Origin of the sequence: Syntrophothermus sp. (assembly GCF_013314835.1) — a bacterium.
Lineage (GTDB): Bacteria > Bacillota > Syntrophomonadia > Syntrophomonadales > Syntrophothermaceae > Syntrophothermus > Syntrophothermus lipocalidus.
In genome coordinates this window covers 54,263-75,400 of sequence record NZ_JABUEX010000005.1, presented here as the reverse complement: position 1 = coordinate 75,400, position 21,138 = coordinate 54,263, and the positions used below count along the sequence as shown (strand labels likewise).

At 50.0% G+C, this 21,138-nt stretch carries 21 protein-coding genes; 19 read left to right on the top strand and 2 right to left on the bottom strand.

Annotated features, from left to right (window positions below; all coding sequences use genetic code 11):
* Positions 1-22 precede the first annotated feature (22 nt).
* The 9 genes from HPY90_RS03235 to HPY90_RS03195 all read left to right on the top strand — a co-directional run bounded on the left by HPY90_RS03235 (position 23) and on the right by HPY90_RS03195 (position 10,956).
* A complete protein-coding gene (locus HPY90_RS03235) occupies positions 23-298 on the top strand; it encodes a YggT family protein (RefSeq protein ID WP_013175003.1) in 276 nt (91 codons plus the stop codon).
* A 34-nt stretch (positions 299-332) separates the two neighbouring features.
* Positions 333-2,258: a peptidase U32 family protein gene (locus HPY90_RS03230; protein ID WP_287191069.1), complete on the top strand. Its 1,926-nt coding sequence runs from the start codon at positions 333-335 to the stop codon at positions 2,256-2,258.
* A gap of 25 nt (positions 2,259-2,283) precedes the next feature.
* Positions 2,284-2,781 carry a DivIVA domain-containing protein gene (locus tag HPY90_RS03225; RefSeq protein ID WP_287191067.1) on the top strand — a complete coding sequence of 166 codons (498 nt, stop codon included), beginning with the start codon at positions 2,284-2,286 and terminating at the stop codon, positions 2,779-2,781.
* Complete coding sequence (locus HPY90_RS03220) at positions 2,782-3,072, top strand: DUF167 domain-containing protein (protein WP_287191066.1); 291 nt, start codon at positions 2,782-2,784, stop codon at positions 3,070-3,072.
* Between the two features lie 50 nt (positions 3,073-3,122).
* Positions 3,123-3,800, top strand: coding sequence for an endonuclease III (gene nth / locus HPY90_RS03215; RefSeq protein WP_287191065.1), 678 nt, complete (start codon positions 3,123-3,125; stop codon positions 3,798-3,800).
* The gene (locus tag HPY90_RS03210; protein ID WP_287191063.1) at positions 3,784-5,553 is read left to right on the top strand and encodes a hypothetical protein; all 1,770 of its coding nucleotides are present in this window, start codon (positions 3,784-3,786) and stop codon (positions 5,551-5,553) included. Before nth ends, HPY90_RS03210 begins: the two co-directional genes overlap by 17 nt.
* An 813-nt stretch (positions 5,554-6,366) precedes the next feature.
* The gene (gene ileS, locus HPY90_RS03205; protein ID WP_287191093.1) at positions 6,367-9,093 is read left to right on the top strand and encodes an isoleucine--tRNA ligase; all 2,727 of its coding nucleotides are present in this window, start codon (positions 6,367-6,369) and stop codon (positions 9,091-9,093) included.
* Between the two features lie 21 nt (positions 9,094-9,114).
* Positions 9,115-9,399 carry an ACT domain-containing protein gene (locus tag HPY90_RS03200; RefSeq protein ID WP_013175010.1) on the top strand — a complete coding sequence of 95 codons (285 nt, stop codon included), beginning with the start codon at positions 9,115-9,117 and terminating at the stop codon, positions 9,397-9,399.
* A 189-nt stretch (positions 9,400-9,588) separates the two neighbouring features.
* A complete protein-coding gene (locus HPY90_RS03195) occupies positions 9,589-10,956 on the top strand; it encodes a PFL family protein (protein WP_287191060.1) in 1,368 nt (455 codons plus the stop codon).
* Positions 10,957-11,038: 82 nt separating this feature from the next.
* Here HPY90_RS03195 and HPY90_RS03190 read toward each other — a convergent pair whose 3' ends face one another.
* Together HPY90_RS03190 and HPY90_RS03185 are read right to left on the bottom strand one after the other, a co-directional pair.
* On the bottom strand, positions 11,039-11,611 hold the full coding sequence (locus HPY90_RS03190; protein WP_013175012.1) for a nitroreductase family protein: 573 nt from the start codon (positions 11,609-11,611) through the stop codon (positions 11,039-11,041).
* Positions 11,612-11,656: 45 nt separating this feature from the next.
* Positions 11,657-12,448 carry a DUF169 domain-containing protein gene (locus HPY90_RS03185; protein ID WP_013175013.1) on the bottom strand — a complete coding sequence of 264 codons (792 nt, stop codon included), beginning with the start codon at positions 12,446-12,448 and terminating at the stop codon, positions 11,657-11,659.
* 266 nt (positions 12,449-12,714) lie between these two features.
* On the opposite strand from HPY90_RS03185, the gene HPY90_RS03180 reads away from it, so the two are divergent.
* From HPY90_RS03180 to HPY90_RS03135, 10 genes are all read left to right on the top strand, one after another.
* Positions 12,715-13,050, top strand: coding sequence for a DUF5665 domain-containing protein (locus HPY90_RS03180; RefSeq protein ID WP_013175014.1), 336 nt, complete (start codon positions 12,715-12,717; stop codon positions 13,048-13,050).
* 17 nt (positions 13,051-13,067) lie between these two features.
* A complete protein-coding gene (locus tag HPY90_RS03175) occupies positions 13,068-13,535 on the top strand; it encodes a TraR/DksA C4-type zinc finger protein (RefSeq protein WP_287191057.1) in 468 nt (155 codons plus the stop codon).
* Positions 13,536-13,572: 37 nt separating this feature from the next.
* Positions 13,573-14,781, top strand: a complete 1,209-nt coding sequence (locus HPY90_RS03170; protein WP_287191055.1) for a glycosyltransferase family 4 protein — start codon at positions 13,573-13,575, stop codon at positions 14,779-14,781.
* Between the two features lie 45 nt (positions 14,782-14,826).
* On the top strand, positions 14,827-15,294 hold the full coding sequence (gene lspA, locus HPY90_RS03165) for a signal peptidase II (protein ID WP_287191053.1): 468 nt from the start codon (positions 14,827-14,829) through the stop codon (positions 15,292-15,294).
* An 18-nt stretch (positions 15,295-15,312) separates the two neighbouring features.
* Entirely contained in the window at positions 15,313-16,230 is a 918-nt protein-coding gene (locus HPY90_RS03160) for an RluA family pseudouridine synthase (RefSeq protein WP_287191051.1), read from the top strand.
* Positions 16,231-16,400: 170 nt separating this feature from the next.
* Positions 16,401-16,952, top strand: a complete 552-nt coding sequence (pyrR, locus tag HPY90_RS03155) for a bifunctional pyr operon transcriptional regulator/uracil phosphoribosyltransferase PyrR (RefSeq protein ID WP_013175019.1) — start codon at positions 16,401-16,403, stop codon at positions 16,950-16,952.
* Between the two features lie 136 nt (positions 16,953-17,088).
* Positions 17,089-18,030, top strand: a complete 942-nt coding sequence (locus HPY90_RS03150) for an aspartate carbamoyltransferase catalytic subunit (RefSeq protein ID WP_502707184.1) — start codon at positions 17,089-17,091, stop codon at positions 18,028-18,030.
* Positions 18,014-19,303: a dihydroorotase gene (locus HPY90_RS03145; protein ID WP_287191048.1), complete on the top strand. Its 1,290-nt coding sequence runs from the start codon at positions 18,014-18,016 to the stop codon at positions 19,301-19,303. The genes HPY90_RS03150 and HPY90_RS03145 overlap by 17 nt, the downstream gene beginning before the upstream one ends.
* Positions 19,304-19,388: 85 nt before the next feature.
* The gene (locus HPY90_RS03140) at positions 19,389-20,180 is read left to right on the top strand and encodes a dihydroorotate dehydrogenase electron transfer subunit (RefSeq protein WP_013175022.1); all 792 of its coding nucleotides are present in this window, start codon (positions 19,389-19,391) and stop codon (positions 20,178-20,180) included.
* On the top strand, positions 20,173-21,111 hold the full coding sequence (locus HPY90_RS03135) for a dihydroorotate dehydrogenase (protein ID WP_287191046.1): 939 nt from the start codon (positions 20,173-20,175) through the stop codon (positions 21,109-21,111). The genes HPY90_RS03140 and HPY90_RS03135 overlap by 8 nt, the downstream gene beginning before the upstream one ends.
* The last annotated feature ends 27 nt before the right edge of the window (positions 21,112-21,138 follow it).

The following is a 21,138-nucleotide window of genomic DNA, read 5'->3' as shown; positions in this document are numbered from 1 at the left end:
TTCTTCAGAGGAGTGGGTTTTATTGCCGGTCTCTATCAGTGTGATTCGAGTAATAGACGTGGCTTTTGAAGTATTGGTGTGGTTGATAATCATCCGTTGTATTTTGTCGTTTGTGCGGCACGATCCTTACCAGCCAGTGTTCAAATTCATTTACGATGTAACCGAACCGGTGATGGCACCTTTTCGGAGATTGGTTCCGGTTGTTGGAGGACTCGATTTTTCGCCTCTGATAGCCATTATGGTTGTAGAATTGGTACGCCGGTTGGTATATGCAGTCTTGGTAAATTTGATAAGGTAGAACGGTTTAGATTTTTTGTAAGGAGCCAGGAGTGATGTCTAAAAAGGGTTTGGAGTTGCTGGCGCCTGCTGGTAAGTGGGAAAGCCTAGAAACTGTTATTGAACAAGGAGCAGATGCTGTATATTTGGGCGGCAAGAGATTCAACATGCGTCTTTTGCGGCCTGATTTTAATTTTTCGGACGAACAACTGATGGATGCGGTATCGTTTGCCCACGACCGCGGGGTTAAGGTGTATGTAACGGTTAACAATTTGTATTTTCAATCAGAAATAAACGAGCTAGCCGACTACCTGGCTTTTCTCGAGGAAGCAGGCTGTGATGGCATTATCGTGCAGGACCTGGCCGTGCCTCTTCTTTTGCAGCGCTTAGGGTTAAAGCTGCCGTTACATGCGAGCGTCCAAATGGGCGTTGCCAACGCTGAAGCGGCAAGGTTCTTAGACGAACAGGGTTTTTCCAGGGGCATACTGTCAAAGAACTTGAGTTTGGATGAAATCAGAGACATACATCAAAGGACCTCTCTGGAGCTGGAGTTTTTCGTGCACGGGGATGTCTGTATATCGCACACCGGACAGTGCTATATGAGCAGCTTTTTCTTCGGAGAAAGCGCAAACCGCGGTCGTTGCCGGAAACCGTGCCGATGGAAATACCGGTTTCTACCCAGCCCTGACCGATGGGAAGGTGTTCATTATTTCCTCGCTCATAAAGACCTTTGTTTGGTCGGATACCTCGACCGGTTGATCGAAGCCGGGGTTCGCTCTTTCAAGATTGAGGGAAGGATGAGAGACCCGGAGTACGCCGGTTTTCTGGTCCGCTGCTACCGAAGAGCACTAGATGCCTTGGAAGCTGGGGAGACTGAGGTGGTAAGCGAGGCAGAAAAAGAGTTGTATTCCCGGCGGATACGGGAATTTACAACAGGGAGCTTGTTTAGTAGAACCGGCGCCGATTGTATTGGATATTCGGGAGAAAGAGAACCCTTCTTTCCTACCAGTTCAATAGAAGTCACCCCATTAGGACGAGACGATTACCCGCAGTTCAAGGCTCCTACGCCCGGTTCAGTGCCTTCGCTAAGTGTTAAGGTTGGGGGGCTGGAGGCGTTTTTCGGCGTTATCGGGCGCGGCGTTGACACGGTGATTATTGGAGGAGACGGTTTTAAGAACAGCAAGGATAATTGGGATGAGGCTTCCCTATTGAGGGCGATCCAAGCGGGGAACGATAAGGGGGTATCTGTAGTTTTGGAAACCCCGAGGATTGTCACCCAAAAGGATCTGGACGGGGTAATCACCCTCTTATCGATTCCTGAAATGAAGGGTTTATCGGCAGTGATGGTACATGATCTCGGGAGCCTGAGGATAGCTCGGGAGCTTGGTCTGGCAGTATGGGCGGGGTACGGGCTCAACCTTACTAATGGGACTTCAGTTAAGTTTTTGGCTTCCCAAGGGGTGCAGAGGGTGACGGCTTCCCTTGAGCTGAAGTTGGCGGACCTTAAGAACATGGTGGAAAAATCATGTCTGGAGATAGAACTGATGGTCCAAGGTCCTTTGTGTGGTATGATTACGGATTACTGTCCGATCCAAGCGGTATGGGCGGAAGGTGATGACGATGGTTGTAAGACCGCGTGTAACCGGGCCGAGTACTGCCTGGAGGACGAATATCAACAGAGGTTTCGCATCTTAAATGATGACCGGTGCCGCACTCACATATTCTTCCCCCTCGACTTGTGTTTGTTCGGTTATCTTCCACTAATCAAAGATATGGGGATCAACAGCATCAGGATCGAGGGTCACTACTATCGCTTAGACACTCTTTTAGAGGTGGTTGACATATACCGTGACGGTTTACGGGATTTGGCGCAAGGGAGATGGGAAGGGGAAAAAGGTTACCGGCGGCTTTTGCGTTTATTTGCCCATGGGCTTACCACCAACCCTTTGGTTCATCGACTAGCCGGGCTAGAAGCAGATTAGCCGGTAGCTTTGAGGAGGGAAAGTGATGACCTTAACGCCGGTGGACATCCGCAACCAACGGTTCAAAAAGACCTGGAGGGGTTATAGCGAATCAGAGGTTAACCGCTTTTTGGTAACGCTGGCAGAAGAGTACGAGAAGCTTTACCGGGATAACGTGGAACTGAAAGAGAATTTGAAAAAGAAAGAGTTTGAATTGAGCAAGTACCAGAAACTTGAGGAAACCTTGCAGCAGAGCATCGTTTTAGCTCAGAAAACGGCCGAGGAAGTAGTAGCTAATGCTCACAGAGAGGCGGAGTCGATAAAGGAAAATGCGCGCCATCGCATAGCCGAGATGTTCGATGTTTACGAAGATATTTTGAAGAGATTGGGCGTTTTCCGGGTAGAGATCAGGTCAATGCTGTTGTCCCAGGTGGAACTACTAGAGCAAAGCGGGAAGCGGCTGGATGATATTGCCGATTTCTTCTACAGCCGGGACATGAAGGAGGTACTGGACAAGTTATCTCGGGCCGAGGAGGGAAAATAGGTGAACATCCAAGAAACCGAGCATGGTATACGGTTCGAGGTACGGGTATTGCCGAGAGCTTCTAAGAACGAGGTGATAGGCGAAGTGGAGGGAGCTGTTAAAATCAAGCTTACTGCTGCTCCTTTGGAGGGTGAGGCCAACCAGGCCTTGATTTCGTTTTTGGCTAAGATAAGCGGTGTTGCCCGTAAGAACGTGACTATTATAAAGGGTGAAACTTCACGCCACAAACTGGTAGAGATAACCGGCATCGACAAGACAGAGTTCTTAAAGAGAACGGGGCTACCCGGGTAATGGGAATCAAAAAAAGCAATGCTCGACATGAACGATGGTGGTGAAACTCGTTGGCAAAGACAGATAAGATTCTACTCGTCTTAGGTACGTTAGCGGATGTTTACCCACAAGCAGGTACTCGACTGAAGTTTCAGAACCCATTTCAGTTGTTGGTAGCTGTTATGTTATCTGCTCGTACCACTGACGAGCAGGTGAACCGAGTCACCAGAGGACTTTTTGCCGAGGTCAAATCGCCTAAAGATTTGGCTTCAATGGAAGTAGGGATTTTGGAAGATATGATAAAAGGTTGCGGGCTTTATCGGCAGAAGGCTCGGAACCTCATCGCTTTGGCCCGGATTTTGATGGAAGAGTTTGGAGGGGAAGTTCCCACGGATTTTGACCAACTGTTACGTTTACCAGGGGTGGGAAGAAAAACGGCTAATGTTGTAGTCAGCGTGGGATTTGCTAAACCGGGTTTAGGGGTTGACACGCACGTCCTTAAGGTGTCACGGCGACTGGGTTGGCACAATGCCCGTGATCCCCGGGTAGCAGAGGCTGAGCTTAAGAGGATTATACCCGAATCTTGGTGGGCTCGGGCTCACCACTTGTTCATTTCTCACGGCAGGGCGGTTTGCCGGGCACGCAAGCCCGATTGTGACCGATGCACTATTCGGCTGTACTGTCAATATGGTGTTTCCGGTCAGAGCGATAAGGCGGAGGACAGGCTGCAAAGTGAAAGTTCGGCATGATTTCAACTATCGTAACTATATCCTGCTTATCTGGATCCTGGTATTGATCAACCTTTTTGTCATTTCACGTTGGTTGGCCAGGATATCTTTGTCTTTGGCAATAATTGTATTCACGGTCGGGTTTACGGTTACCATTTTGTTAACGGTTTTGAGCCAACCCAGGTCGCGGACTACGATTCCGGAGTGGGTCCTGCCCACCGTAAAAAAAGCAATGACTGAATTTCAGCCGGTAGCTGAGGAAATTTTGAATTATCTGGTTACAGAAAAAACAAATCCCTTGGTCGAAACCGCGCGATCTGACTTGGCTAAGAACACCGGTTGGTTATGCGAAAGTGGCCGTAGGTTTGGTCAACAGGTTCTTAACGGTTTAAATGAGATAAAGAAAAAGTTGTTTTGGTCACCTGGAGTCAGCCTATCAGGTGAGTTGTTTCAATTACAGAAGAGCGTTGAGGAACGGGTAGTTGTCGTAACCGATTTTCTGGATAGCTTGGATGTATTTGTAGCCCGCGTTTCAGACGAACTAGAATTGGCAATATCGCGAAACCTTAAGGAAACCTGGAGTAAATTGCGCAGTCAGCACCAGATTGCTCTGCGGTATTTGGAAGAGTTGCTTTACGCTCAGATAGAGGAATGGGGCGCGGAAGAAGGGGATAAGCCAGTTCCTCAGATGGAGCGCATTGGAGGACAGTACGAAGTCCTTATACAGCCGTCGGTCAATCGCGCGAGCGAGCACTTGCAGGCTCGATTGTTTTCCGTGGTGCAAGAACTTTCATCCAAAGTGGTAGGGAGATTACAGCGGGAAACCTTAGCTCAGGTTAACTCCCTTGAGCAACTAGCAGCACAAGTAGAAAGGCTTCTTACTCATCCTCGGGCGCCCCGTGAAAAGTTAGGAGGAGCCTTGGAATTGCTTTATCAGATGAAACAGGAGATCAGCGATGTAATGATGACATTGGCGTGGCAGGACCTCATACTGGAGGAAAGATGGAGGGAAAGCAAACAGAGATTGACAGGCGAAGCTGAACAGTTGGCTTCCAGCTTGACCGGTGACGAGCATGCCGATATATGGGGAAGACTGGAACAGATAATAGACGGTTGGGCTAAGACCAAGTTGCAACGGGAAGCCCCAGGGGTTATTTCGTTGTTGACGGCTGCGGAAAAGAACTATTGGGATTTTGAGAAAGGGTTGCTTTCCAAGGAACATATGGCGACAAACATTTTACAATGGGCAGCGGCAGCCGAGTATACTGCTTCAACACTAGTGGCTGTGTCGTCAGAAGTGTTATCTTACCGTAGGTTAATACGTGATGAAGTGCGCGATGGGAAGCATGATGCCGTATTTGAAAAGGCAAGGGGAGCGGTGTTAGCCGAGATCCCAGAATTGGAAAAGGACATGAGAGGACTGTACCCTAACGGCTTCTATGCTTTTTGTCTCAATCCAGGAGTGGGATACCAGCCACATAGTGCAGCTGATGCTGCCTGGATGTTGTATCTCCGACTTTTATTTGAGGGAAAGGATCCGGAAGAAGAGCCGGATACCTGCCTTTTAATCGGATTGCTACTGGGCCTTCACGTGATCAGGAACCGCTACGTACAAGTTACGGATGTTGGCCTGATTTCTGACGTCAATGACTGGGATGACTTGGAGAACATGCGGCTAGCCAGTCTCAAAATCGTGGAATTACTGAACCGTGATACTGGCTGGAACCTAACACAAGGGGACGGTTCTCTCGTGTCAAGGGAAGGAGCACGATAATAGAATCTGAGAAAAGGGATAAAGGTCATGTGAAGCATGCCTAGAAAGCCAAAAGAAAAAAGTTAGGCAAGGATTTATCTCGCTATAGTACAGGGAATCGGCCAGCAGGATTTCTTTCGTGGAAAAGACTATTTTCAAAGATACCTGGAAACTGCAAAAGGGCATGTTCCCTACATTCCCCAAATCACGCCAAAGCCGTCATCAGCAGTAACCTAGAAGAGTATGAAAGCCAAGCCTTCGGTAAACAAGCAGGATAACCGGCCTGCCATTACACCCTGCCGGCAAGGTTTAGATATTGACACAGGAGAACCGTCCCCTTGTGTTTCGGTTGTCTTTTGTTGTGCGGTCTGCTAGAATATAGCTGATTTTCAACCGGGTGGTTGACAAGCGAAGAAACAAACGGCGATGAAAGGGACAGTAGCACGGATAAGGGTTAACAGCGAACCCGGGATGGTGGAAGCCGGGCAGGGCCTGTCCGAAGGGCGAATATCCCCCTGGAGCTTTCAACCGAAAACCACAGGTTCTTAACCAGTTTGGTTTTCATTCTCCGTAGGTAACCCCGCTTAAGTGTACTTGGAGGGCAATATAGTGAGTAGGCTTGAACGGTGACGCCCCGTTATCGGCGTACAGAGTGGTGCCTGGCATGCGAGGCGCTATTAGGGTGGTACCGCGGAAGATGGCCTTTCGTCCCTATAATTTCAGGGTGAAAGGCTTTTTGCTATATTAATTGGTAATAATTACATACAGGGGTGATTGATTTTGGGAAAAGGAAAATACGATAACACTTTGAATTTGCCTCAAACAGGTTTCCCCATGCGTGCCAACTTGCCTTCACGGGAGCCGGAGATACTCAAGTTTTGGGACGAGATTCGGCTCTACGAGAAGGTTCAAGAAAACACGCAGGGCAAACCCGATTTTATCCTGCACGACGGACCGCCTTACGCTAATGGCCATATTCACGTAGGCCATACCCTGAACAAAGTCTTGAAAGACATTATTGTAAAGTATAAGAGTATGACCGGGTACAATGCTCCCTACGTTCCTGGGTGGGATACCCATGGTCTGCCGATTGAACAACAAGCTATCAAGGCTTTGGGACTAGATCGCCATAAAACCGACGTGTTGGAGTTCAGAAGGCACTGCAAGGAGTACGCCTGGAAATATGTGAACATTCAGCGCGAGGAGTTCAGGCGCTTGGGAGTCAGGGGCGACTGGGAGAATCCCTATCTGACCCTGGAACCCAGGTTCGAGGCGGTGCAAATTCGGGTTTTTGGAGAAATGGCCAAGAAAGGCTATATTTACAAAGGGTTGAAGCCGGTCTACTGGTGCGCCGACTGCGAGACTGCCTTGGCGGAAGCAGAAGTCGAGTATCAAGACAAGGTATCGCCTTCGATCTACGTCAAATTCCCGGTGAAGGATGCTAAAGGATTGTTTGTTTCACCAAACACCTATGTCGTTATTTGGACTACTACCCCATGGACTTTACCGGCTAATACGGGTATTGCAGTCCATCCTGATTATGATTATGTCGTGGTGCAGGTGGGAGCGGAACGGTATGTCGTCGCCAAAGGCTTGCTGGAAGAAGTTGCCGCAGAAGTGGGTTGGGATGGTTACGAGATCCTCCAAACGTTAAAAGGAAAGGAATTGGAAAATACGGTGTGTTCCCACCCGTTCATGAATCGGGATTCGCTCGTGATATGTGGCGAGCACGTAACCTTAGACCAGGGGACCGGATGTGTCCACACCGCACCTGGGCACGGGGAAGAGGACTTCGTGGTTGGAAAAGAATACGGCTTGCCTGTGATATCGCCCCTTGACGACCGGGGTGTGTTCACGGAAGAGGCGGGGATCTTTGCCGGGCAGTTCTGTCACGACGCCAATAAGAGCATTATCGCTCATCTCAAGGATATCGGAATGCTAGTGAAGACAGGCGAAGTCACTCACCAATACCCGCATTGCTGGCGTTGCAAGCAACCTATTGTATACCGCGCAACAGAGCAGTGGTTTGCTTCCATTGACGGTTTTAGGCAGGCAGCTTTGGAAGCGATAGATACGGTACGGTGGATACCGGCTTGGGGCCGAGACCGTATATACAACATGGTTCGGGACCGGGGCGACTGGTGCATATCCCGTCAGCGAAGCTGGGGAGTACCTATTCCTATCTTCTACTGCGCTAGTTGCGGGCAGGCTGTTATCGATGATGAAACCATAGGGCACGTGGCTGATCTCTTTGCAGAGAACGGTTCTGACATCTGGTTTGCTTCCGAGGCTAAGGACCTTCTTCCCAGAGGCTATACGTGCGAAAATTGTGGGAGCCAAGAGTTCTACAAAGAGAAAGATATCATGGATGTATGGTTCGATTCGGGGTCAAGTCATAAGGCGGTGTTGGAAACCCGTCCCGACTTGCGCTGGCCAGCAGACATGTACCTCGAAGGGAGCGACCAGCACCGGGGTTGGTTTAACTCATCCCTTTCAACTTCGGTGGCGGTGACCGGCAGGGCTCCGTACCGAATCGTTTTGACCCATGGATTTGTAGTAGACGAGCAGGGTAGGAAAATGTCAAAATCCCTCGGCAACGTGGTAGACCCTCTGAACATCATCGAAAAAATGGGAGCCGATATCCTGCGTTTGTGGGTTTCTTCAGCCGATTACCGGGGCGACGTGGCTGCCTCGGAAAACATCATGAATCAGGCAGCAGAGGCTTATCGGAAGATTCGTAATACCTGCAGATTTATCCTCGGGAATCTTTACGATTTTCAGCCTGAGCAGGACAGGGTGAAATATGAAGACCTGCCGGAGTTGGAACGTTGGGTTCTCTTCAGATTGCACAAGTTGATTCAAAGGGTTACCCGGGCTTATGAAGACTTCGAGTTTCACGTTGTTTATCATTCGGTGCACAATTTCTGTACGGTTGACCTAAGTGCAGTTTATTTCGATATTATCAAAGACCGGTTGTATACGTCTGCTCCAGACTCTCAAGGGCGGAGGGCAGCGCAAACTGTTCTCTACGAGGTAATCCAGGCGTTAGTAAGGATACTGACCCCGGTGCTTGCTTTCACGACCGAAGAAATATGGCAATACCTGCGCGGCAACGGCGATCCGGTTAGTGTCCAGTTGACCGAATGGCCACTAGTTGATGAACGTTACTTAGACCCGGCTCTGGAGGAGCGATGGGACAAAATATTAAAGGCTCGAGAAGTTGTTACCAAGGCTCTTGAGGTGGCGCGACAAGAAAAGAGAATAGGGCATTCTTTGGGGGCGGCGGTTTCTATCTATGCGGATGAAGAGTGGCGAGAACTTCTTGAGTCTATAGAAAACATTGGCAGCATATTCATCGTGTCTCAGGTAGGTTTGTATAAGGCAGACGACAGGCCCGCAGGCAGCGTCGAACTAGAAGACGTTCAGGGTTTGTGGGTTGCGGTTGAACCTGCCAGCGGGCAGAAATGCGAGCGGTGTTGGGTGATTACCCCAGAGGTGGGAACGGACCCGGAACACCCGACCTTATGTCCTCGGTGTTTGGCGGTAGTGAAAAGGAGTTGAAGAAAGGTAGGGGGTTTCGCCATGGGTGAAGAAGGACAGAGACTGATAATAACGGCGGTGGGGAAGGATAGGGTAGGAATCATCGCGGGGATAGCCAATATTTTGGCCGATGCCAACGTCAACATCTTGGACATAAGCCAAACGATATTGCAGGGGTTTTTTACCATGGTGATGGTGGTCGATTTTAAGGACAGCAACATCGACCTGGCGGATCTGAAAGAGAGATTGACCCAAAAAGGGGAGGAATTAGGGCTGGTTGTGAATGTGCAGCATGAAGATGTTTTCCGGTTCATGCACAGGATTTGAGACGGTAGCCACAGGGTAACAAAGACCATCATGACCCTTGATAGTGTCACCACTAGATAATGAAAACTTCGTTTTAATAATGACTGAGATGTTTTTGAATAAAATTTCACCTGTGTTCATCAGTGCGAATTTGGGTCCATCTGTGCCTATTTTTCCTTGTAAAGCTTCAGCGAGAGGTGATAGGGTGGTATGAAATACATGATACACCCCGAAGAAGTAATGGAAACCCTGAATATGTTGCAGTCACAAAAACTGGATATAAGGACTATCACTATGGGCATTAGCCTCAGAGGTTGTAGCGGCGGATCAGTCCACGATGTGGGTAGGAAGATTTTTGACAGGATTGTAAATAAGGCCGAGCGCTTGGTCAAGGTAGGGGAAGATATAGAAAGGGAGTATGGAATTCCTATCGTGAACAAACGGGTTTCAGTGACCCCGATTGCATTGATAGCTGAGGGCTTTTCGCCAGACGAGATGGTTGTTCTAGGAAAGTACGTCGATCGAGCTGCCGAGGAAGTAGGTGTCAATTTCATTGGAGGTTTTTCGGCTTTGGTTCACAAAGGGTTCACGCAGGGCGACCTGGCATTGATTCACGCTATACCTCAGACCTTAGCCGGAACGGAAAGGGTCTGCGCGAGTGTTAACGTCGGCACTACGAAAGCTGGTATAAACATGGATGCCGTATCCTTGATGGGGCGAGTAATCAAGGAGACCGCAGAACTTACTCGCCATCGCGACGGGATTGGCTGCGCCAAGATAGTGGTGTTTTGCAATGCTCCTGAAGACAATCCTTTTATGGCTGGGGCATTTCACGGGATAGGCGAACCTGATGCCAGCATCAACATAGGCATCAGCGGGCCGGGAGTTGTGCTCCACGTGGTTAGGGAACACCCGGAGGCCGACCTGGGGACTCTGGCCAATCTGATAAAGAACACCGCTTTTAAGATTACCCGCATGGGAGAGCTGGTAGGGCGGGAAGCGTCGCGGCGCCTAGGAGTGAGCTTTGGCATTGTGGACCTGTCCTTAGCCCCTACCCCTGCTCCTGGGGACAGTGTGGCCGAGATCCTCGAAGCCATGGGGTTGGAAAAGTGCGGTGCTCCCGGCAGTACGGCCGCTCTGGCTTTATTGAACGATGCCGTAAAAAAAGGAGGAGCCATGGCTTCATCGTATGTCGGAGGGCTCTCAGGGGCTTTCATCCCGGTAAGTGAAGACCTAGGTATGGTGAGAGCGGTGGAAGCCGGGAGTTTGACCATAGACAAACTCGAAGCTATGACCTCTGTATGTTCGGTGGGTCTGGACATGGTGATTGTCCCGGGAGACATTCCGGCCGAAACGATTGCGGCCATCATCGCTGATGAGGCCGCCATCGGCATGATAAATAATAAGACAACGGCAGTTCGTGTTATTCCCGCACCGGGTAAGAAGGCAGGGGAATGGGTGGAATTCGGTGGACTTCTGGGGCGAGGACCGGTGATGGAGGTAAACTGTTTTTCCTCTGCTCGCTTTGTAGAACGAGGAGGAAGGATACCCGCTCCCATTCAGGCTTTGACCAACTGAACAAATACGCCTGGCCTTTCCGGACCAGGCATTTGAGTCTAACCACGAGGTCAACGTGATTCGCAGCTTTTTACCCACACTTCTACGGTATGACCGTCATCAATTCTTCTAATGGCTTGCGGGGTACGGAACCTGGAGGAGAAGCCGGATATCCTATAACGACCATGCTGACCAAATCCATGTGAGGAGGAACATTTAGTATCTGTTTTACTTCGTCTTTGTCATAAAGGGTATACCATAGACTGCCCAGTCCCAAAGCGTGAGCCGCGAGGAGCATGTTCTGGACTGCTGCGCAGCAAGACATGGCGTAGGATTCCCCTCTTCCCGGGAGGAATTTGTCGGCTCCTGCGTCTTGCGGGTCGGCAGTGACGGCTATGATTACAGGAGCTTGAGCTAAGAAATCCACCTTATAACGTCCCAACCATTTCCAACCACTCGCTTGATGGAGGAATTCGATAGTCTTGCTACAAGAATCTTTTAGTCTTTGTTTGAGCTCCTGGTTCTTGATAACCGTGAACCTCCAAGGTTGCTTGTTGAGCACGGATGGTGCCCATCTGGCGGCCTCCAAAACGGCCTCGAGCTTCTCGTCTTCGACCGGGGTGGTAGCGAACTCCCTACAACTCCGTCTTTCTTTAATAGCCTGCCATAGGTTCACGCTCTTTACCTCCTTTCCATCGATAGGTGACTTTTGAGCCCAGTGTTACCTGTTTTGCTTGATGCCCAGGTCTTCCATGACCGGGTCAAACTGGGGTGGGAACAGTGGACTCTTGAGAAGAGCTGGGTATATAGTGGGATAGCGCATACCGCCAGCTTTTTGCGAACCCTCAAGCCCACTCAGTAACTCCTCAAAACGGTTGCGGGGAATGGCAAAAACGATTTCATCTTCCCCACAGAAACCAAAGGCTCTTTCGCCGCTGCCGGGAATTGTGATTTGGTATTCCCCCGATTGGATACTGACTATGATAGCTCGTAGACACCCCATGCGCTCTGAAAAAACCGCGTTTACAGGGCGTCCGGTCTTGTAACAAACTGCCATAACCAACCGGTGGATTTGAGCGGAATTTCCGTAGACGAGCACGACGTCAGGTTCAAAGCTGGCACGGCTCAAGGGCGAAAGGAGGACGTGTCGATTTTCGGATTGTTCCATGCGAGGCAGGTGATTCGCGTTTAAGGAAGCACCTATTTCCGGAGTCTCGGCATAGAAGGGATAAGCCATGAGTCCCTCCTGGAAATTTTTGCTGATGTCTTTGAGCCCCAAAGCCATAAGCACAGGCGGGCACTGGTGGTCATCTGGTCCGAAGGCCACGGTCATGCCAAAGCGCCGGGCGATGCTGAGTCCCTGGCACAGAGCCAAGCGGTTACCGAAGTTCTTGACGGGGAAAACTGCTTTTTGCGGGAGATCTCCATTCTCAAGTACCTTCACAGCGACAGGGTAAGTCGACGGTCTGACCATCTCATCCAGAGATTTACCCAGTTTTTGGACCAATTCCATATCGATCCCTCCTTTTAATCGCCGGTTTTCCTATTAGAAGTCGAAAGCGGCTTCCAAAACCTGGCTTATGTCAATTATATAGCAACTCGTCCACAAAGTGGTAGGGAATCTGGCGACCGATTGGAACGGCTTGGTTACGGCTGGAAGTATTGATATAATATAATCGAGATTATAGAAAGAAAGGGAGGGAGGTATGTGGGCCTCCCAATCCTGTCTTGAGGATAGAGTGTGTAACTAATTGACATACTAGAAAGGGTCGGTGTGAAATGGCACCAGACGGGAAAACGGATCCCGAGTTCTGGCAGCACCTACTGAAAAGAATAGAAGAGCTTTCGGTGAACATGGAACGGATGAGGCTGGCCGAGTACGTTGATGTCCTGCAGAATCCGAAACGGCTTCTTTATATTAATTTTCTGATTGGGGTGGCTCGAGGATTTGGTGGCGTCGTCGGTGCTACAGTGCTGGTAGCTATAATCCTTTATTTCCTCCAGAAGGCCCTGATCTTAAACCTGCCAGTGATAGGAGATCTTATTGCTCAATTAGTGCGAATAGTGCAGGTGCAGCTGAATGCGCCCGGAGGTTTTCCAGGGACAGGTCGCTGAAAAAGGGGTGATGCGAAGTGGATGCCAGTGCAAAATTGCTCGCAAAAAAAGAGAGATTGGAAAAGGCTTTGAACGATAAGAGGAAGGCGAGGGAAGCGGGTATGGTCGAGATGCTGGACGAGCTTTCGATGTATGACCAGCACCCGGGTGACATCGCTTCTGAACTGTACGAGAGAGAAAAGGACGCGGGGATTCAAGAGAATCTAGAACTGGAGTTACAACGAGTGAAGAGGGCTTTGGAACGGTTAGACAGCGGAACATACGGGCAATGCGAAGCCTGCGGCGGTGCGATCGAACCCAAGAGACTTGAGGTTTTGCCTGAAACCGACCTCTGTATCAAATGCGCTAGAGCGCAACAGGACAAATTCACCAGACCAGAGGAAGAGCGACAGACAGACATGGGCGACATAACGGAAAAAGGCGAATGGTTTAAAGTCGCGGAATATGATTTTTTTGAGGAATGGCACAAAAAGTTCCCGGAATGATTCGTCAGGGAAGCTGACCGATTGATGATGCGAGGAGGTGGTTGAGCTGCGGATAGGCATCTTTACCGACAGCTACAAGCCATACACCAGCGGCGTAGTAACTTCCATAACTACTTTTTCTGATGAACTGACCCGTATGGGACATGACGTTTATGTTTTTGCTCCCAGTTATCCTCAGTACAAAGAATACGAACGAAATGTCTTTCGGTTTTTCTCCGTACCTGCTCCAACCAATCCAGACTATACCTTAGCTGTTCCGATTGCTCCGCGGATGAACTCGGTGGTTGAAAAGCTCAACCTTGACATAGTTCATGTGCATTCCCCTTTCTTGTTGGGAAGATGGGGAGCCAAGTGCGCCGAGCGTTTCGATTTGCCGTTGGTGTTCACGTACCATACTCTTTATGACCAGTATGTACACTACGTCCCCATTCCCCAGGAATTGGCACGGGAACTGGTTATCGTTTACAGCCGTCACTTCTGCAACCGATGCGATCTGGTGATAGCACCGTCCCGAGAAGTGGAGCGGCTGGTAAGGGGTTATGGTATCCATACTCCGGTCCGGGTTATTCCTACCGGGGTACAGCTGGATAAGTTTAGAAGACGGAAGCCCGGCTGGATAAGGGAACATTATCATTTGCCTGATGACGCTCCAATATGTCTATTCGTTGGACGGTTGACAAAGGAGAAGAACTTGGAGTTTTTGTTAGAGGCTTTTAGTATAGTGAAACGACAAGTACCGCCCGCTGTTTTGGTTCTGGTAGCGGGGGGGCCTATGGAAAGCGAGCTGAAACGCCTGGCTACCAGCTTGGGACTAAAACTAGAACGGGACGTGGTGTTTACAGGCCGTCTGCCTTTCGATGAACTGGTAGACGTATACTTTGACTCCACGGTTTTTACTTTTCCTTCGGTTACCGAAACCCAGGGGCTGGTATTGGCTGAGGCCATGGCTACCGGCCTTCCAGTAGTGGCAGTTAATGCTTTCGGGGTGCAGGATACCGTGGATGACGGGATGAACGGTTACCTGGTTGAGCTGGACGCACGGCAGTTCGCACAAAAGGTGGTTCGCTTGCTGACAGACGAGGAGACCAGACGCGGTTTTTCGGTTCGGGCAGTAGCCAAAGCCAAGCGGCTGTCATCAAGGGCGATGGCTAAAAAACTGGAGTACGAATACCTGCAGTTACTCGAAAAGCCCAGAAAGAGGGCCAATAAACGACAGTGGCACGGTTTATATATTACGCGGTTTTAGTGATGATGTAATGGTGTTGTTGTAGGAAAAGTTATAATTCTCGGGTTGGGTGCAGGATGGCTGCGGAGAGGGGGAAAAAAACTGCACTATTGGATAATAATGCTGACGGTCGCTGGGTTAGATCAACTGACCAAGCTGTGGATACAGGAGTATATGGGTTTGGGACAGAGTGTACCGGTTATCGGTAATGTTTTGCACGTTACGCGGGTATTGAACCAAGGCGGGGCTTTCGGGTTATTGTCAGGGAGATATTTTTTGTTTTTAGCTACAGCTATCGGCTTAATTTTCGTGGTCAGTTATTATGCCGTTTATTACAAACCAAATAAGGCCTTACAGTTTGGGCTAGGTTTGGTGAGCGGGGGAGCTTTGGGTAACCTTGTGGACCGGCTTTGGCATGGGGGAGTCGTGGACTTTATCGATTTGGGATTTTGGCCCGTGTTTAACCTAGCCGATTCGGCTATCGTGGTTGGAACAGCTTGGCTGGCTTTACTGTTGCTCAAGTCAAGGGGCTAGGGGAGAAGGTTGGTACGTATGGAAACGCGAGACGTGGTGATAGAAGGGTCCCACGAAGGCGAACGACTGGACCGGTTCTTGGCCGAGACGTTATGTGACGTTTCACGCAGCCAAGTCAAGAACCTGATCGACGAAGGCTTAGTCTTGGTCGGGGGTAGGCCTCAAAAACCCGGGTACCGTATAAGAAAGGGCGATATCATACAGGTTCGTATCCCAGCGGCTCGAGAGACGGGATTGGTTGCTCAAGAGATGCCTTTGAACATAGTCTACGAAGACCGGGATCTGGTGGTAATAGACAAACCGCAAGGCTTGGTGGTTCATCCTGCACACGGGCATTGGGAAGGGACCCTAGTTAACGCTCTTTTGTATCGGGTAAAAGACTTGTCTGGAATAAACGGGGAGTTGCGACCGGGAATAGTTCACCGCCTGGATAAAGACACCTCTGGCCTCATGGTGGTAGCTAAAAACGATCAGGCTCACCGCGACCTGGCTGATCAGATAAAGGCCCGGAAAATACGGCGGGAGTATGTAGCGGTGGTGCATGGGGTGATCAGAGAGAATTCCGGGACTATAGATGCTCCTATAGGAAGGAGCCCGTCAGACCGCAAAAAGATGGCGGTAGTAAGGGAGGGACGCCCGGCCGTCACCCACTATACTGTTCTTAGGCGATACCGAGACTACACTTTAGTTAGAGCGAGGCTTGAGACCGGTCGAACCCACCAGATTCGGGTGCACTTTGCATATATCAGACACCCCGTGGTCGGCGACCAGGTGTATGGTCCGAGTAGATCGAGGTTTGAGCTCAAAGGCCAGGCTTTGCATGCCTGCTACCTGGCTTTTTATCACCCTACTACCAAAGAACTGCTTGAATTTGATTCACCCTTTCCCCCGTATTTTCAGGAGCTTCTGCGGCAACTCGAAAAATCGGGTGCTTGACACGACTAGGGCCTTGACTTAGAATGACGACAGAAGCCTTTAAGTTAGCCCCGTGAGGCTGGCAAGGGAGATGTGGAAAGATTGAAGCCTACCTTCCTTCTTTACGGGAGGTAGGCTTTATTTGTGCCTTTGGTATTCGACCGGAACCGAAAAAGGAAGGGGGGCGCCTGGTGAAAATAATTGAGAAGAATCGGATAATGGATGAGGCTGGGATAAGGAGAGCATTGACCCGTATCAGTCACGAAATTATTGAAAGAAACAAAGGGGTATCTGACTTAGCTATGGTTGGGATTAGGAGACGAGGGGGGCCCTTGGCGGAAAGGATTGCTCAGAAGATCAAAGAGATCGAAGGAGTAGAGATACCGGTCGGGGTTCTAGACATAACTCTTTACAGGGATGACCTGACGACATTGGCTTCGCAACCGATGGTTCACCGGACCGAGGTTCCTTTCGATGTTACCGGCAAGGTCATAGTGTTGACCGATGATGTTCTCTATACTGGACGTACGGTTAGAGCGGCTCTAGACGCTTTAATAGATCTAGGGCGTCCGAAGTGTATCCAATTAGCGGTGCTCATCGACCGGGGGCACCGAGAGTTGCCCATAAAAGCGGATTACGTTGGGAAAAATGTCCCCACTTCTAGGAAAGAAATAATTACGGTAAGGATGAAAGAGATCGACGGCAAAGACGAGGTGGTAATCGAAGAAATCGTTGAGACGTGAAGCATCCCTTTAAAATAGTCCGGAGAGGCTAGCAAGGGAACCGGCTGGTGCCGGATAATGGAGGTGTGTTTCAAGCCTTCCTTGCTAGCGGGGAAGGCATTTTTATTGGATACACCGCGCGAGGAGGTAAAGATGAATGGTGTTTAAGCGGCGCAAGGATTTGCTCGGTATTGAGGATCTTTCTCGGGAGGAGATAACTTCGATTCTGGATGTAGCCCAACCGATGAAAGACATAATTTTTCGGGACATAAAGAAGGTGCCAACCTTACGCGGAAAGGTGATCGTAACCTTGTTTTACGAACCGAGTACGCGGACAAGAACATCGTTCGAGTTGGCAGGCAAATACTTATCGGCGGACACGGTCAACTTGGCGGTTACCACCAGCAGCGTACAGAAAGGCGAAAGTCTTAAGGATACGATAAGGACTATTGAGGCGATGGGCGCTGACGTCATTATAATAAGGCATTCTATGAGCGGTGTACCGCACTACGTTGCCCGCAACACCAGCATGCGGGTCATCAATGCAGGGGATGGAACTCACGAACACCCTACCCAAGCTCTGCTCGACATGTACTCTATTCGGGAGAAAAAGGGGACTTTGGAAGGGTTAAAGGTGGCTATTCTGGGGGATATATTACACAGTCGGGTAGCTCGTTCCAACATTTTTGGTCTTCAAAAGTTCGGATGTGAGATCAGAGTAATAGGTCCATCTACTCTGATGCCGGCTGACATAGAGAACCTGGGAGTCAAAAAGTACTACGACATTGAAGAAGGACTAGAAGGAGTAGACGTTATCAACGTCTTACGAATTCAAAGGGAAAGGCAAAAGGAAGGTTTGTTTCCGACTTTGGAAGAGTACAGCAATCTTTACTGTCTAACCCGGGAGCGGGTGGCATTGGCCAAGCCTGACGTGCTGGTCTTGCATCCCGGCCCCATGAACCGGGGAGTGGAAATAGCGGGGGACGTGGCCGATAGCCCCTTTTCAGTCATCGAAGAACAAGTCACCAACGGGGTTGCGGTCAGAATGGCTTTATTGTACCTGATGATGGGAGGGACGACTGATGAGGTTAATGATTAAAGGCGGCCGGATCATCGATCCTGTGAACTCGATCGACCTGGTAGGAGATATCCTTGTCGAAGACGGTCTCGTCCAAGAGATTTCACCTGCGATAAGAACGAAGAAAGCCGAGGTACTGGATGCTACTGGTAAGATTGTTTGCCCGGGATTCATTGACATGCACGTCCACCTGAGAGAGCCGGGATTCGAATACAAGGAGGATATTGCTTCGGGTACCAGGGCGGCAGCGGTGGGAGGGCTCACCACTGTTTGCTGCATGCCCAATACCAACCCGGTGATAGACAACGGTGCGGTGGCCGCATTTGTGTGTTCCCGGGCCCGGCAAGTAGGGGTGGTTAACGTCTTTCCCATCGGCAGCATTACCAAGAAGCAGCAGGGGACCGAGATATCAGAAATGGCTGATCTCGTGCAAGCCGGTTGTGTTGCTGTCTCCGACGACGGGCGCCCGGTGATGAATGCCGAGATTATGAGGCGGGCTTTGGAATATTCTCGGATGTTCGATATCCCGGTCATTTCCCACTGCGAGGATCTAAATCTTTCCGAAGACGGACAAATGCACGAAGGGTTTTACTCCACTTTGTACGGACTTAAAGGGATTCCGGCTGCTGCGGAAGAGGTAATGGTGGCCAGAGACATCCTGCTTGCGGAAACTACGAAAAGCAGGGTTCATTTCGCTCACATCAGCACCCGAGGATCAGTGGAGCTCATCAAAATGGCTAAAAGGAAAGGTCTGGCTGTAACCTGTGAAGTCACGCCCCACCATTTAACCCTTACCGATGAAATGGTGCGGGATTATGATCCCGATACCAAGGTCAACCCCCCTCTGCGCAGCCGCGAGGACGTTAAAGCTTTGCGGCAGGGACTGATCGAAGGCGTGATCGATTGCATTGTCACCGATCATGCCCCGCATGAGGTAGAAGCCAAGGACTGCGAGTACAACCTAGCTTCATGTGGAATTTCTGGGCTGGAGACCGCCGTGGCTGTGATATTAAACGACTTGGTCAATAGTGGGATAGTGGACATATCTGACGTGGTTCGCTTAATGTCGGTTAACCCGGCCAATATCTTGAAACTGGACCGGGGCAATCTAGCTCCTGGAAAGGTAGCGGACGTAACAATATTAGACTTAGAGCTGGAGCGCCGGGTGGAACCAAGTCAGTTTTTATCCAAGGGCAAGAACAATCCTTTTAAAGGCCGAGTCTTAAAGGGATGGCCTTGGGCTACAATTGTTCGAGGCCGGCTGGTGGCTTACAACGGTGAGCTTGTTGTCTAAAATGGTGCCAATTTAAGATAAGATGCCTGGAGGAATATTTGTCCTGATGTAGAATTCCTTGCATAACAGTCATCGGGGGTGTTCTATGCGGAAAGTTCAACAAGCCCTTGTTATCAGGCATCGGGAGATAGTTCCCGGGTACTTCGAGTTAGAGTTTATAGCTCCTGAGATTGCACGCGAAGCCCTTCCCGGTCAGTTTGTCCACATAAGGGTAACTCAAAGTCTTGACCCGCTACTAAGAAGACCGTTCGGTATCTACAATGTGGAAAAGAAAATCGGTAGTATAACCGTATTCTACCGGGTGGTAGGTAGGGGCACTAGAATGTTGTCCGATGTGCACACAGCCGAACAACTCGACGTTTTGGGGCCTTTGGGCAGGCCCTTTTCTTTACCCAGGTATATGCGGCGGGCACTTCTGATAGGCGGGGGAGTCGGGATTGCTCCACTGGTTTATCTGGCCCGTGTCTTGTGCGAACACAAGGTCGAAGTGACTGTTCTTCTAGGGGCGTCTACCTCTGGGTACCTGGTCGGCAAGGATATTCTCAAACGTATGGGCATAGATTTTATGGTGTCGACGGATGATGGCAGTGAGGGGATGAAGGGCAGGGTCACCGATTTATTGGAGAGGGTTATCGATAAGAAACAGTTCGACTACATTTATTCGTGCGGCCCGGAACCGATGATGGCCAAGGTAACCGAGATTGCCCAGGCAAGGGGGATCAACGGAGAGTTGTCACTGGAAGAGCACATGGCCTGCGGCATAGGGGCATGTTTGGGTTGTGCCAAAAAGGTTATCAGAAATGGAACCGCAGCCTATGCCAAGGTATGCACCGATGGTCCTGTTTTCAAGATAGGCGAGGTGGTGTTTGATGCCTAAGAAAAAGGAAAAACCGGCCATCAATCTATCGGTAGACTTGGGTGGAATTACATTGAAAAACCCGATTACGGTCGCTTCGGGGACTTTCGGCTATGGAGCGGAATATGAAGAGTTTATAGATCTGTCCGAATTAGGCGCGGTGATCGTAAAAGGCACTACCTTGGAGCCTAGAGACGGGAACCCTCCTCCCCGGATCGTAGAAACCCCTGCGGGGATGCTTAACGCTATTGGGCTTGAAAATCCTGGAGTGGAAGTGTTGATAAACGTCCACCTTCCCCATCTGCGGGAAAAGAAGGCCACCGTGATCGTAAACATTGCCGGTAATCAAGTCGAGGATTACGCGCGTTTGGCAGCTATCTTGGACCGACAGCCAGGAATAGCCGGCCTCGAGGTTAACATTTCTTGCCCCAACGTAAAACAAGGGGGTCTTCAATTCGGAACCGACCCGATTATGATCGACGAAGTAGTAAGGGCTGTACGAGAAAGCACTAGATTACCTCTTATAGTCAAGCTATCGCCCAACGTGACCGATATAGTCGCTATGGCTAAAGCAGCGGTCAACGCGGGAGCAAACGCCATTTCTCTTATCAACGCGCTTTTGGGGATGGCGATTGATGTGGAAAAGAGACGTCCAGCTCTAGGTAACATCTTTGGCGGGTTATCCGGACCGGCGATCAAGCCGATAGCGGTCAGAATGGTTTACCAGGTGGCAAAGGAAGTGGACGTGCCTATTCTAGGAATGGGAGGCATCATGAATTACTCCGATGCCTTGGAGTTTATCTTGGCCGGAGCGACGGCGGTATCAATCGGCACCGGCAACTTTGTAGACCCGGGTATATCTCGACGAATCATAGGGGACCTTGAACAATATTTAGAGAAAAACGGAATATACGATATCCAGGAGCTAATCGGGGCAGCCATTATCCGCTAGCAGAGCATTAACCGAGACAGTAGGAGG

Coding starts and splice junctions, on each gene's coding strand:
- HPY90_RS03230 (WP_287191069.1), top strand. CDS start 333: ATGTCTAAAAAGGGTTTGGAGTTGCTGGCGCCTGCTGGTAAGTGGGAA.
- ileS (WP_287191093.1), top strand. CDS start 6,367: ATGCGTGCCAACTTGCCTTCACGGGAGCCGGAGATACTCAAGTTTTGG.
- HPY90_RS03145 (WP_287191048.1), top strand. CDS start 18,014: ATGAGGTTAATGATTAAAGGCGGCCGGATCATCGATCCTGTGAACTCG.
- HPY90_RS03185 (WP_013175013.1), bottom strand. CDS start 12,448: ATGGAATTGGTCCAAAAACTGGGTAAATCTCTGGATGAGATGGTCAGA.
- HPY90_RS03150 (WP_502707184.1), top strand. CDS start 17,089: ATGGTGTTTAAGCGGCGCAAGGATTTGCTCGGTATTGAGGATCTTTCT.
- HPY90_RS03160 (WP_287191051.1), top strand. CDS start 15,313: ATGGAAACGCGAGACGTGGTGATAGAAGGGTCCCACGAAGGCGAACGA.
- HPY90_RS03195 (WP_287191060.1), top strand. CDS start 9,589: ATGAAATACATGATACACCCCGAAGAAGTAATGGAAACCCTGAATATG.
- HPY90_RS03200 (WP_013175010.1), top strand. CDS start 9,115: ATGGGTGAAGAAGGACAGAGACTGATAATAACGGCGGTGGGGAAGGAT.
- HPY90_RS03225 (WP_287191067.1), top strand. CDS start 2,284: ATGACCTTAACGCCGGTGGACATCCGCAACCAACGGTTCAAAAAGACC.
- HPY90_RS03140 (WP_013175022.1), top strand. CDS start 19,389: ATGCGGAAAGTTCAACAAGCCCTTGTTATCAGGCATCGGGAGATAGTT.
- HPY90_RS03135 (WP_287191046.1), top strand. CDS start 20,173: ATGCCTAAGAAAAAGGAAAAACCGGCCATCAATCTATCGGTAGACTTG.
- HPY90_RS03180 (WP_013175014.1), top strand. CDS start 12,715: ATGGCACCAGACGGGAAAACGGATCCCGAGTTCTGGCAGCACCTACTG.